Annotated in this window: 10 protein-coding genes; 2 read left to right on the forward strand and 8 right to left on the reverse strand. The window is 39.0% G+C overall.

What is annotated here, in order from left to right:
• Positions 1–417: 417 nt before the first annotated feature.
• Positions 418–681 (forward strand): hypothetical protein, encoded by a 264-nt coding sequence (locus tag LS68_RS09130; protein WP_052100557.1) that lies wholly within the window; start codon positions 418–420, stop codon positions 679–681.
• Positions 682–1,116: 435 nt separating this feature from the next.
• Here LS68_RS09130 and LS68_RS09135 read toward each other — a convergent pair whose 3' ends face one another.
• Positions 1,117–1,353: a hypothetical protein gene (locus LS68_RS09135; RefSeq protein WP_052100558.1), complete on the reverse strand. Its 237-nt coding sequence runs from the start codon at positions 1,351–1,353 to the stop codon at positions 1,117–1,119.
• A 645-nt stretch (positions 1,354–1,998) separates the two neighbouring features.
• On the opposite strand from LS68_RS09135, the gene LS68_RS09140 reads away from it, so the two are divergent.
• Positions 1,999–2,211 (forward strand): hypothetical protein, encoded by a 213-nt coding sequence (locus LS68_RS09140; protein WP_034374472.1) that lies wholly within the window; start codon positions 1,999–2,001, stop codon positions 2,209–2,211.
• A 19-nt stretch (positions 2,212–2,230) separates the two neighbouring features.
• Here the strand turns inward: LS68_RS09140 and LS68_RS09615 are convergent, their stop codons facing one another.
• From LS68_RS09615 to LS68_RS09630, 7 genes are all read right to left on the reverse strand, one after another.
• A complete protein-coding gene (locus LS68_RS09615) occupies positions 2,231–2,383 on the reverse strand; it encodes a hypothetical protein (RefSeq protein WP_158621837.1) in 153 nt (50 codons plus the stop codon).
• A gap of 201 nt (positions 2,384–2,584) precedes the next feature.
• Positions 2,585–3,169 carry a helix-turn-helix domain-containing protein gene (locus LS68_RS09145; RefSeq protein WP_052100559.1) on the reverse strand — a complete coding sequence of 195 codons (585 nt, stop codon included), beginning with the start codon at positions 3,167–3,169 and terminating at the stop codon, positions 2,585–2,587.
• Positions 3,156–3,572 carry a hypothetical protein gene (locus LS68_RS09150; protein ID WP_034374368.1) on the reverse strand — a complete coding sequence of 139 codons (417 nt, stop codon included), beginning with the start codon at positions 3,570–3,572 and terminating at the stop codon, positions 3,156–3,158. Before LS68_RS09150 ends, LS68_RS09145 begins: the two co-directional genes overlap by 14 nt.
• Positions 3,572–3,727, reverse strand: coding sequence for a hypothetical protein (locus LS68_RS09620; protein WP_158621838.1), 156 nt, complete (start codon positions 3,725–3,727; stop codon positions 3,572–3,574). Before LS68_RS09620 ends, LS68_RS09150 begins: the two co-directional genes overlap by 1 nt.
• Positions 3,728–4,146: 419 nt before the next feature.
• Entirely contained in the window at positions 4,147–5,901 is a 1,755-nt protein-coding gene (locus tag LS68_RS09155) for a hypothetical protein (protein WP_138091460.1), read from the reverse strand.
• A 781-nt stretch (positions 5,902–6,682) separates the two neighbouring features.
• Entirely contained in the window at positions 6,683–8,251 is a 1,569-nt protein-coding gene (locus LS68_RS09160; protein ID WP_034374161.1) for a terminase family protein, read from the reverse strand.
• Positions 8,252–8,259: 8 nt separating this feature from the next.
• Positions 8,260–13,857 carry a PBECR2 nuclease fold domain-containing protein gene (locus tag LS68_RS09630; RefSeq protein ID WP_158621840.1) on the reverse strand — a complete coding sequence of 1,866 codons (5,598 nt, stop codon included), beginning with the start codon at positions 13,855–13,857 and terminating at the stop codon, positions 8,260–8,262.
• Positions 13,858–13,860 lie beyond the last annotated feature (3 nt).

The raw sequence follows: 13,860 nt of genomic DNA on the forward strand, positions 1-13,860 counted from the left end.
TCAATGCGCTTACGCAAGGCATCGACATAAAACACAAGCCCGACTATCACTAGCACTTCGGCGATTTCCGCTACATATCCGATAATTTCACTCATTTTTTACTCCTTTTATGGTAGAATAGCAACAGATGAAAACGATAGGGGGCTTATCGCCCCTTATCCTAAGCTATCCACTGGATTATCTTAGAGATGATATAGATTAAAGTCGCCACTTTAACCATAATATCTAAAGTTTTCATCTTGCTTTGCTCCTTTCTTTGGATTTGTTTTTACCTTTTAAGTAAAAACATACCATAATTATATACTTTTTTGATGATATTGTCAAGAGTGATATTACTTTTTTAATATATTTTTTACATTTCTATTTACTCTTTAAGTAATTTTTGGTAAAATGTTTTATAAACCAAAGGAGTAAAAAATGAATAAAAAAGATTTTGATGCCAAGCTCAAGAGTCTCGGCATTTCACGGCAAGATTTTTGTAATATGACAGGGTTAGCCTATAGTTCTGTGGCAAATTGGAAAGATGAGAGCAAACCTATCCCTATTTGGGTGGATAGTTGGCTTGAGAACTACAAACTCGCGCAAAAATACAAAGTCATTGAGGAGCTCGTGATTGACAAACTTAGCCAAGATTTTAATGCAATGACCAAAAAGGCAATTGCCGATAGGAATAAAAAATAGACACACCTCAAATCTCAAAAGCCATTTTGCTAAAGAAGCTACGCTTTAGCTAACACTTGCGCCCACCTAGTCCTTTTTATCCATTTTAAACACCTTATAGCTTAACGCACAAAGCCACAAAATAATCACACCAAACAATACATTTTCTAGCATTTTTACTCCTTTTATGCTAAGATTATAGATACACAAATGCCTATGGATTTAAGGGAGGTTTCCTCCCTTTGCCTATCCGCTTAGGATTTTAATAATCCAAAGGATAATGGCTACAAGTCGTGATAACTTGATGATTAAATCTAGCCATTTCATTTGTGTATCTCCTTTCTTGAATTTCAAAACACTTTATTTATGTTTTGATAAGATAATTATACACTAATTAAGTGTTAAAGTCAATAGTTATTATATATTATTTATGTTTTTAGTAGAATAAAAACACTTTTAAAGTGTTTTTGCAAGAATTTTTTTAAGAGTTCTGAAATCTTCTAGCTCTTCTTTAAGTTTCAAATTCTCAAGATATAAAGCAATAGCAAAGCTAAGTGGTTCGCTTATTTTATCTTGTCTTGCTGCGTTATTGAGCGCACTCTCGCTATATCCGATGCACGACCCAAGCTCACGATAAGTCAATCCTAGCTCTTTGCAAGTCTTTTTAATGAGATTCTCACTATCTTTCATTATCATATCCTTTTGTGTCATTATATCGCAAAAGCCCTAACTTTTAATTTTATCCTTTAGATTCTTTACTTCTTTTTCAAGCCGATTAAACCTTTGCACTCAATGCACAATGGGAAAGCAAAAGATGAAAAAAGGGGCTTAAAAAACCCCTTAAGCTAATAATTGCAGTTATCAAGCAGATTAAAGCAGTGATTAACTCGAGCACATCACTAGCGTTCATCTTTTGCTCCTTTAATCCTCCTTAGATTCTAACTTTTCAATGCGCTTACGCAAGGCATCGACATAAAACACAAGCCCGACTATCACCAGCACTTCGGCGATTTCCGCTACATATCCGATAATTTCACTCATTTTTACTCCTTTTATGGTAGAATAGCAACAGATGAAAACGATAGCGGGGCTTATCGCCCCTTACTCTAAGGTATCCAAGTGTGGATTATCTTAGAGATGATGTAGATTAAAAATGCGAGTTTAATCATAATATCTAAAGTTTTCATCTTGCTTTGCTCCTTTCTTTTGGATTTAAATTAACTATTTTAGTTAATTTATGATATAATTATATATTATTTTAATCATTTTGTCAAGGCTTTTATAATTATTTTAGTTATATTTTGTTATATTTATAACTATAATAGTTAAAGGAATTTAATGAAAAACACAGAATTTGAGCAAAAACTAGAGTCATTAGGGCTTTCTAAAAAGGAATTTACTGCTATTGTGGGAATGCCTTATCAAACGCTAATGAATTGGAAACAAAAGGGAGAAACACCTATTTGGGTGGATTCGTGGCTTGAGAACTATAAAAAAGCACAAAATCTTGATGCGCTCCTTGCTTTGATTGATAAATGCAAAGAGCATTAATTTACTCTTTGCAAATTCATTAATCCTCCCTAGATTCTAAATCTTGGGCGGTTTCTTGTGTTTTTCGCGTTGGCTTTTTGCGACTTTTAAGAGAGTTTGCTTTTCGCACTTCGTCATTACCGCTTAGGTAACTCCTCGCGCTCAAAGCTTCACAACTCTTAAAATCCCTCAAAAAATCCCTCCGCGTGATTCTTTGGATTTTTCTTTAAACTTTTCAAAAATCTTTACATTCCAAAAAAACGCTTAGCATTCTAAGATTCGCGGTATTGCTTGGGCGGTTTTAAGTATTTTTTAGGGGTGAGCTAGACTAAGGGTCTGCGATATTCCCCTAAAAAATACTTAATCCACGCAATGATTACCCAAAGCTGAATGCTTATTGCTCTATGATGGATTTTAGCTCGGCAATACTCAAACTCGCCAAATCGTTGGTGTTTTTCTCCTCGCTGTGCGTATTTTTACCATAAATCGTCTGCTGCATATCCATAAAAAGCCGCGCGGTCTTTTCCGCACACAAAATCAATGTCGGCTCATTTTTAATATCGCCCTGCTCCCTTTGGTAATTGAGCATTCTTAGCATACTATCCTTAGCGATGATCGCGCTTAAGGCGATGTTTTTTTGGATATAGTTGAGATTCATTGCCTTGAGCAGCACTTCATCGGTGCTTGTCTCTAGGAGGTTATTTTCTACAAGTTTATCAAGGCTTAGCTCCCCCAAATTCGCCCTGATTTCATTTTTTATCTTTGCTTGGGCGATGTCAATCACCTTATTTGCATTATCCTTAAAAACCGCTTGTTGCGTGATATGGATATTTTTTATCGCCCCTCCCCGCTCCCATTTTTCGGTCTTTATCCAGTGCATAAGCGTCCGATAAGAGATATTAAAATGCGCCGCGGTGTCTTTGGGGCTCATATCGTGCGTGAGGTAAAATCCTTTGATTTCATTCTTATTTGCAATCATCGTGCCTTTCTCCCAAAAGCTCTGCCATTTTCTTCATAAAATAAGGGGGGCAAAGGGTAAAATCCCTACTCGTATTAAGCTCATAAAGCTCTACAAACGCTTCTATAAGCTCCCTTTGAGGATAAGGGATACCCTTGAAACTCTTTTGCTGTAAGTAACGATCTAAATCTTTCACGCATAAAGCCTTAAAGTCATATTTCTTAAGGCACGATTCTATAGGGGCTACCCCCTCCCCCTCGTAGATAAAAAGCTCTTGTTTGTTCTCAAGGAGTGCCCTTATCCTTGGCGTAAAGGTAGGCAAATGGGTGCTTATATCAGGCTCTAGCGCAATGATGCTTTCTATCTTGTCATAGCGATTTTTAAAAAATATCTTTGTAGGCTTTGTGCTTAGGACTTCTCGCATTATTTTTTCTCAAAAGGTGTTTTGTAGTTGTCTTTATCTTTTATCTTAGTTTGTGCTTTGCGCCCTTTGTCATTATCATTAAAAATCGCATTCCATATTTTTGCCCCATCAGTGCCGTTTTTGAAGCCATCTGCCATTTGTTGCTTTTTGCTCACCTTTTTACTCCTTTTGCGTAACTTTATATTAATAAATATATTAAAAAGTGTGTTATTTTTAAAGGGTTAAAAATTTCGCGTTGGCTTTTTTGCGACTTTTTAAGAGAGTTTGCTTTTCGCACTTCGTCATTACCGCTTAGGTAACTCCTCGCGCTCAAAGCTTCACAACTCTTAAAATTCATCAAAAAATCCCTCCGCGTGATTCTTTGGATTTTTCTTTAAACTTTTCAAAAATCTTTACATTCCAAAAAAAACGCTTAGCATTCTAAGATTCGCGGTATTGCTAGTGGAGCTTTAGCAAAATTTTAGGGGTGAATAAGGCTAGTGCCTATGAACCCTTAAAATTTTGCTAATCTCTGCTATGGATACCCAAAGCTGAATTGCTCTAAAACCTAAAAAATACTTAATCCACGCAATGATTACCCAAAGCTGAATGCTCTTTTCAGATCCTCCTCTATTCTCTCATCTCTCAACTCAACCCCCACTTCCCCCGTCTCCAAATCCACATACAAAACTCCATACCCTCCCTTTGTATCAAGCACACCGATACTCTGTGCGTATTGTAAAAACATAATATGCTCTCTGTATTGCTCCATTATCTCCTCTGACACAATACCATAAAATACCCCTTTATATTCACTCAAATACCATACTTTGAGCTCCTCATGTATGAGCATTTTTAAAATATCTCTCTCCTCACTCATTTGCTGGATAAACGCCCTCTTATACCCCAAAAACACCTCGCCTTGCGTATCAAAATAATCCCTCTCTTCGCTGTATTCCCCGCTTTCTTGCTCTTGCGCCATCGCCTTAAGGGAGATAAGCATATTTAAAGCTTCCTCTTGGTCCTTATCCTCACTCTGTGCCTCCTGCTCGCTCTCATATTGCGCTACTTCCTCACTCAAACCCCGCGTATCGCTGATGCTCATATCTTGTCTGCTTTCATAGCTCCTATCAAACCTATTAAAATAATCAAAATCCGCCCTTAGTGCGTAATTGTATCGCTCTAGCTTGTAAAGCATATCTTTGCTTTGCAGATAGGTATAAAGCACATTTTTATAAAAATCTATATCGTTATCATACACCGCTTGTATCCATTCACTCGCGCTGTAAGCTGTGCGCTTGACATAAGGCTCATACTCATCGATAATAAACGCACAAAGCTTGGCATACCCCCTTTGCAGTCGCTGATTATGGAGGGTAAAATAATTTTTCTTAAACGCGCTGTCATGATCGAGCTTTTTAATCTGTGCTTGAGGGATATAAGGATTAGCGTTATAGCCCTTATTTCCCGCTTCTGTATAGTGTGCGCGATTTTGTATCTGCTCATCGATGCCCTCTTCTTGAGGCTCTTTTGCGTCTTTAGGGAGGAAATGCTTATAAGGGGTAAAGCTCTGCGTGGGGCAAAAGCTCTCACTCCCTGCGGCTTCGCTCATATATATATCCCCACTCGCATAGATTCTTATCCCGCTAAAAAGCTTCGCACTCTCTCCGATGTATTTTTTATGCCTAAGCATATCATTTGCCCTTGCATTAAGGCTCACGCTTAATTTTTCGCTGAGATCTAAGGCATTGATATGATTAATCTTTGTCTTATCATACATATCTTTTAGCTCTAAGATGCGTAAGGTCATATAGGCTATGAGTGAGCCATACCACGATGTGTAAGCGACAAATTTCACTACATACGCCGCCCACCCTGTAAAAGGTATCGCTTTAAGGGCTTCAGAGGCGATAAGGACTATAATTTGGATAATCGCTTGATTGAGCCAGCTCTGCCTTATTTCATCACTGACTAGATGCCATACATAGCCTGTCTCTCTCGTGGCTCTGTGCATCGCCAAACTTTCACAAAAACTCCTTAAGCCTTTCCTATGCACTTTGACATTATTCTCATCAACCCACTTTACCCACCCTATGCTGCCTTTTAAAAACTCTCTCTCTAGCTTCTTTTTGGTCGCGCTTAGAGTGTTGTTTGCTTTTGCCTCTTGATACATAAATCGCTGATCATTGCTTAGGGTGATAGTCCTTGTGCTATCATTCAAATCACACACCTTTAAGCCCTCTTGCCTTATCACCTTGAGCGCGGCTTCAAAGTATTGCTCGGTGTATTTGTTCCTTAGTCGGTAGAATTTTGAGCCGTTGAAGTAAGCGGTAGGATTCCAAAAACTCATAAATACTCCTTTTGCAAATTAAGATAAATTCAGTTTTGAGCGACTAATAAGGGAATGCTGCGGCTTACTCATTGCAACGCACACTAAGTGCGTCTCATTTCGCTCTCCTTGCATAACCCTTATTCCTTATTCCAATTAAGATAAATTCGTCCTTGCGGTTAAAATCCTTGATTGCTGCATTCGCATTGCGGTTACGGACGCTAAGTCCGCTCCCTTATGCTCATTTGCAAAGCAAAGATTTTTCCTCGCAATGACTAGAATTTTTTGTGATTCCTTTGTCTTCATTCTTTCTCGCCCGCTTCGTGGTGCGTAAATCGTGATTAAAGGAGGCAGCAGTGCCTCCGCACGATTTGAGCTAGAAGCGGATAAAGCGAGGCTCTCCCCTTGTTTTTCGTTCCGCTTTGCTTCACATCACTGCAAGCAGAAGCCAAAAAGAAAAAGCGGCGGCTTTATTCTTTTCGGGGTTAAGGGGAGTGAGGAGGGGATAAACCCCTTTTCTTTTTGCGAAAACTCTTAAAATTCATCAAAAATCCCTCCGCGTGATTCTTAGTTTTTTCCTTAAACTTTTCAAAAATCTTTACATTCCAAAAAAAACGCTTAGCATTCTAAGATTCGCGGTATTGCTTTCGTGGTTTTTTGGAGATTTTGGAGGTGAGGCTAGACTAGAGGTCTGCGAACCTTCAAAATCTCCAAAATCTGCGAAATGATTACCCAAAGCTGAATGCTCTAAACCCTTAAAATTTTGCTAATCTCTGCTATGGATACCCAAAGCTGAATGCTTTTAGATGTTCCATGCTGGGCGTGATAACCTCCTCCCCTGCACGCCCTGCTTTTTTGCTCCCCTTATAGGTATCACTTCATCGTGCATCATCGCACTTGCGATCGCATCGATACAATCATCTTTCCGAAAGGGCTTTGCGGGATTAAAGCTAAAAAGCTCTTTTTTGATTTGTTTTAATCCCCGCGCATTGTGCAAAAACACCAAAAAGCCGGTGTTATAGTAAGGTCTGATTGCCTTTATCTTCTCTACCTTGCTGATTTTCCGACTAGGGGTGTAGCATTTGACGGAGTTAATAATGGCATTTTTCCCGCTGCTCTTTGCGTTAAAATTAAACCTTACGATTTCATTCTCTAAAAGTCGCTCTAGCGTGAGCCCTCCCCCCTCGCTCTCTATATAAACCTTTGCAGTGGGATTGTCATACATAAGGCTTATAAGCTCTTTGAGTGTCTCTTCCTCACTCCATATCCCGCACAGACAATCCCGCACGACATAGCGCACCGCTTCTTGATACGATTCTACCCCGATAAGCACTAAAGCCCTATTGTCTGCATTCGCATTAAGGCTCATTGCATTATCCACAAAGATATAGAGATTTTGCGCGCTGCATTCATAGCTAGGGATAGTCTTAAAATACACCTTTTCAAAATACCCCGCTTCACTCACTTGCGGGTCTTGCTGATATTGCGTAGAGAATTCATCATTACCCATTTGCAGCCTTAGACGCTCTAGCTCCTCTTTGGTATGCCTCAAAGGAAATAACGCGGTGTGTGCTGCTCTCTGATAGCTATACTCCCCTATGGAGTAGCTCTCCTCCTTGTCATTGAGTGCCTTAAGGCTGATTTGTTGCCATTGCTCGATAATAGAGCGCTCAAAGTTTTTCTCACTAAGCAAGAATCCGCACAAATCCTCATCGCCGAGTCTTTGCATCAAAATCGTGATATTGCTTTGATTGTCTTGAAGTCGGCTCATCACACTTTCTTTAAAGTTTTGATTGACTAAGTTTCGCTCACTCCTGCTTGTCATCGCACTGACTTTGATAGGATCATCGATAAGGATTTGGTGTGCGTGAAACCCTGTCAAAGCACTCTTAAGTGTCGTTACGAATAGCCCTCCCCCCTCTTTAAAGATAAACTCATTTGCATTGTCTTGTAAAAACTGCGGATTCTTACCAAACACACTCGCAAAAAACCGACTTTTAAGCAAGTCGCGCACTTGATTGCTGATTTTCCTACACAGCTCATCGCTATAACTGATATAAAAAAACTTCCTTTGAGGATAATTCCCCAAAGCCCACGCGATAAAGCAGCGCGCGATAATTTCGGTTTTACCATAAGAGGGAGGCATATTTATCATAAGCCTTGTAATGGTCTGTCTTTCGGGTATAAATCCAAGATTTTCGGTATTGCAAGGCAAGGTATTTTCTAAAACCTTGCACAAATAATCATAATGCCAATTATCCATAAAAGGCTTTTTCTCATACCGCTCCCACTTGAGTAGCACAAAGTGTTTGAGGCTTTTTTTGGCTAACGCTCGAGTAGCTAGCTCTTTTTGGATTGTCTCTTTATCCATTTAAACCCTTAGCACTCTAGCTCTTTTAAATGCTCTAGTATGTATTGATAGGCTTCTTTAGCTTGTGGGAGGTTTTTGAAGTCTATCCCTACGAGATTAGCATAATACACAAAATCATCTAAGGTGTTAAAATTCACCTCTGACATATCAAATACTTTTTGTGGTATAATGTCGGTAGGGTTTTTGCCACTTACTTGGTTAGCGGGGTATTCAATCTGCAAGTCAGAGGGCTTAGAGTAAGTTCCGCCCGATTTTAATATATCAGACGCGCCAGCAACTTCCCCGCCCTTAAATCCTTGTGTTTGAGACAAATCCTCCCTTAGGATATTTTTAAGCTCTTCTATGTCTTGGGATTCTAATCTCCCACTGCCCACCTTTGTATAAATCACCCTATCTTCTTCTAAGGCTTCTAAAAGCATTTTGCTTTTTTCTGCATTTTGTGATATAATGTCATTGTCAATCTTGTTGGGCATTAAGCGTTGCTCTGTAAAAGTTTGGTTGTAACGGAGATTTTCAAACTTGGTAGATTGATAAATCACTTCTCCACCATCAAACATTTTATTTTCTAAATTATTTGTCTTTTTAGGTGCATTGCTTACGATAGTGATATGTGTATCAAAATCTTTACCTACACTTGTAAAATACTTTTTATCATCAATTTCCCTAGCAAAAATAACATTTCCTTGATGTGAAATAATTTTATCAGGATTCTCTAGCGTCTCTTTGATTTGTGGGATATATTGCGTGCGATTTTTTGCACTTAGCTTCAAAAGGCTTCCTTGTGTGAGCTTGACTTTTTTATCTCCTAAAGCTTTTTTTACTTCGGGGCTAAAATGCGGGATAAAATCCTCATCTAAGCTCTTAAGATTAAAGGTCTTTAGCCATTGTTCTTGCACTTCATTGCTTAGTTTGTGGGTTTTGCCACTTGCATCTTTAAAGATTTTATCCCCATTACTAAGCTCTTTGATAAATTTGTTTTCTCCCCTTAAAGCACCTATTTTCTGCTCCAACTCCCCTAGCATCATATGTTCATCATTGGCGAGATCTTGTATATCTTTTGCCATAGATTCTGTGATAAACACATCTCCGCTAGGATTACTCGGCGTGGGAGGCTGGGGGTGGGTAAGCTTAGGGTTATTAAGCATATCTAAGGTAATGGCTCTTGGGTATTTGAGCTCTTGGACTGCCCTTTTTAGGTGGAATAGCACGGCATCTTTATCCCCGATATGAGGGACTCTAAAAAAGAGATTCCTAAAAAGCTTATTGACCAAAAATACCTTTGCTCTGCCCTCTAGTGAAGTGCTTAACGCTCCATTCCCTGCCCCGCTCTTAAAGCCTTTTGCCCCGGCTATTTTGTGAGCGAATTGATACACACTTGCTAACTCTTTAAAGATATTGAGCGCGTTTTGTGCTTGAGGGTGCAAAGGGAGCTTTTCAAGCTCTGCGATGTCTTTTAGGGCTTTGGTGAGATTTATCATACTCGCGCCGTCATTCTCTTTAATATGTCTCTCCAAGGCTCTAAAGATTAAAAGCGTTTGCGTGGCTTCCTGCATTCTGGGATTAAACTTAGCAAAAATAGTATTTTCTAGCCCTTGTATAGAATCTACCCACTGCTTATCTAGCACTGCCTTTTTCCACTCTTCCACGCTGCGCATTGAATTTATCGTGCTCTTTTTAGGCTTATCCATAAAGATTGCTTTAGTGAGCTTGTCATTAAGCCTGTGTTTCATATCCGCATAATCAATATTTGCTTTTTTGAAATTCTCTAATATTTGTCGCAAATCCTGCGCTTGCTGTGGTATAATATCTTTTGAGACTGCAGGGCTTTGTGTCTTATTGACAAGGTCGGCGGGGTTAAGGATTCCCTGCAAACTCTCCGCATTTAATATCCTTTCACTTCTTACAATATCATTGATTACTTTTTTGACTTGGGTTGTTGGAATCCCTGTGATATTTATCTCATCTTGCGTAATAGCTAGATAATATAAATTCTTATTTTCTTTGTGTTGGAATGCCTTAATATATTCCTGACGCAATTCACCATTTCGGCTAATTTCTAAGACCAAATCGGGCTTTTCTTTAGTAGTCTTAAAAAGTTTTAAAAACTCCTCTCTTTGCTCTCTATCTGCCTTATCTGCAAAATGTGTTTTAAGATTCTCCAAATCCTTGATTTTTACTCCCATTGGCATCTGCTCGGGTTGGATATATTTTAAAGAAAGTATCGCCCTTTGTTTGTCCGCGCTTAATGCCTTAAATTCTGCACTTTGTGCGTAATTATCCACTGCTTGTGTAACTATTGTGTCAAAAATCTCTGCTTGCTTGTCTAATTTTGTGCTTTGTGGTATAATATCTTTTAGCAGCCCACTCTTTGCTTGCTGCTCCTGCGGAATAAAAGTTTGGATAAGGTCCGCGTGTGTTACTTGTCCCCTTAAATATTTTTCATCTACATTAGGAATCCCTGTGATTAATAGCCTATCATTGTCTTGGGTTACCAAAAGATATTTTATATCCCCCTTGTCTGTTTGAAAGGATTTAATGTATTCTTTCTTTCCGTCTTTAAAGCTTAAAATGAGGTTTGGCTCTTTAAAGGTAGGCTCTACTAAGTGTAAATATGCGAGGCGTTTGTCTGCGTCATTCTTGTTTTGCAAGTGTTTGATAAAATTCTCTTTATTATCAAAATCCGCTACTTGTTTTAAAAACGCATCAATATCAATCTCTTTAGGGAGTGTGGTTTGAGGTCTAAGATAATGGCTTAGATTATTAAGCACTTCGTGCTTGTCTAATTTTGTGCTTTGTGGTATAATACTTTCTGACAGCCCTCCCCTTTGTATATGCCTGTCCTGCGGAATGAAAGGGAGGATAATGTCCGCCTTATCTATCTCATTTTTTAAATACCGCTCTTGCACATTAGGAATCCCTGTGATTAATAGCCTATCATTATCTCGAGTTACTAAGAGATATTTTATATCCCCCTTGTCTGTTTGAAAGGATTTAATGTATTCTTTCTTTCCGTCTTTAAAGCTTAAAATGAGGTTTGGCTCTTTAAAGGTAGGCTCTACTAAGTGTAAATATGCCATTCGGTTTTTTGCGTCATTTCTGCTTTGTAAATGTTTTATAAAGTTTTCTTTATTCTCAAAGTTTGCTAATTGTGTCAGAAACGCATCAATATCAATCTCTTTAGGGAGTGTGGTTTGAGGTCTAAGATAATGGCTTAGATTATTAAGCACTTCGTGCTTATCTAATTTTATGCTTTGTGGTATAATATCACTTGCAAGCGTGCGGTTACTATCTAAGTTAATCCCCGTGCTGAACGGGCGGGTTAGCGGCTCACCTGTTGGGCTTAGTAGTGCGTTTGCCTCTTTAAAAAGCTCCTTTTGCTTTTGCTCTTCATTAAGCGTATCTATATTTATTTTTTCAAGTGCATTCTTCGCCTCTGACATTTTACTCATCTGCATCTTAGCGATTTTCTTTTCTATGGCATTATGTATCGTAGTGTCTATGGCGTCTTTGAGCATTGCCATACTCTCATCAACTCTAAATTTTTTCAAAGTATTAGGATTGTCATTAAAGTTTTTGAGGATTTGATTAATATCTTTTCTCTTCTCTAAAGCTTCTTTAATCGTGATATTGCGTCCCTCTAGGTTTTTCACTTCATTAATCAAAAGCTTACTGATGTCGCTATTAATCCCAAAGTCTGTAATCGCTATATCTGCCATTTGTTTAAAAGGAGTTAAAAGATCTAGCCTCTCTCCCTCAAGTGCGTTTTGTAGCTCCCCCACTGCCTTTTTATAATTATTCTTTACTTCGTTTTCTGCTTGGCTCACTAAGGCTTGAAAGACTTTAGGCAAGCTAGGGTTTGTTTCATTTTTAAGCACTTCTTTTGCGATAAGCTTCTCATAATCCCCGCTCAAAGCCTTAAAGTCTTTTGCCATTTTATTCATCGCTTGGCTTAAAATGCGCGCTTCGACATCATCAAGCTGTCCTGCGAGGGCATCGGCTAAGTCTTTATTTTTAAGCACATTTGCTAAAAGCTCTTGTTGCTTGCCTTTAACCGTTTCATCTTTCGCACTTAGAGAATCAAGCTTATTCAGAGGGAGATACTCCCGCGCCTTAGAGATTAGGCTATTAATAAGCGTATTTTCTTTGAAATCGTCCCTTATGACATTCTCACTCTGTGTGGATAAAAACCGCTCTAAATTGTCGCTTCGGGATTGTTTCGTGCCATGCTCTTTTAAGATTCTATCAATCGCCCCGACATTTTGCCCTTGCAAACTCGCACTTATCTTAGTAAAGATTTTTTTCATACCCTCTTGCGTGTCATCGGGTTTGAGCTTAAAAAAGCTAGAGTTTTTCACACCCTTTACCACCGCTCCGATACCCGCAAAGGCTAAATCCCCCGCGATATTAAAGCTCGCTTCTTGGCTTCCGTGTAAAAGTAGCTCGGGGATACTCACATCACGCTCTAGCACTAAATCTGTCAATACCGCATCGCTTATCCCCCCTGCAAATCCCCCGAGCGCACCTCCTGCGATCGCACCTTTGAGACCCTTTTTACTCCCTGCTATCGCTCCTGCTATCCCTAAGCTTATACTGCCGATATTGTCTTTTATGGCATTATTCACCATTGTGTTAAAATTCTCATCGACTTTAAAGACCTTACCCTGCTTGATAAAATAAAGCCCGTGTTGATTATAAGCAAGCGCATCAAAGCCCATTTTCTCCGCGACAATCTCATAATCCTTTAACGCTTGGGTTTGCTTCTCACTAAGGCTCTCACTGCTCCAAAGCTCGTGTAAAAATTGCTGGCTGGGTAAAATATTTTCTAGCTTCCTGCTCATCGCACTAAAATCTTGCACATATTCTTGTGCGCGCGTTAGGTCCTTAAAAAACTCCCACTGCTCTTTATCGTCTCGAAAAAGCCGACTGACTATCCCTAAAGATTCTTTGACAAGGGGCATCACTTGCTGTTTTTCTTGCTCATCAAGCTCTGCATAGCTTTTGCTCCCGTGCTGTTGCAAAGCTTGGTAGGCATTGACTTTTTGATCATGCGCTTTTTCTACCCCGCTTTTTTGGGTAAATCTGTCCGTAAAGGCATCGATTACATTGCTATACCCGCGCTGCAAGGTCGCGACTTCATTACTATAGCCTTTTAAGCCTAAGCCCTTTAATTTATCACTAGTGAGATTTGCTTGGGAGGCAGTTTGTTGCACTTCATTCAGTCGTGCCTTACGCTCTTGTATATTTTCATTTTCGTATCCTGTGGCATATTCTAGCGCACTGCTTGCAAAGTCTTTAATATCTTGCCCTAAGCTTTGATTTGCGCGCTCAAATTCATATTTTTTCAAACTTTGCTTTGCGAGATTTTCTTTATATTGTGGTGAGTAGAGTGTGTCTATATTTTTACTCGGATTATTGACATTGATATTAAAGGGATTGTTTTTCAAATAATCGTATTGTTGCTCTAAAGGCAAAGCCTCTAACTGCTCCCACTTTAAATCTGTGTCAAGATTCTTTAAATGCTCTAAGAGATACTCTTTCTTCCCCCCTAAGCTCTCAAATTTATCAAAATCAACTCTCGCATGTGTTTTAAAATCTACTGCCTGCATTTC

Origin of the sequence: Helicobacter sp. MIT 05-5293, assembly GCF_000765665.2 — a bacterium.
GTDB lineage: Bacteria > Campylobacterota > Campylobacteria > Campylobacterales > Helicobacteraceae > Helicobacter_C.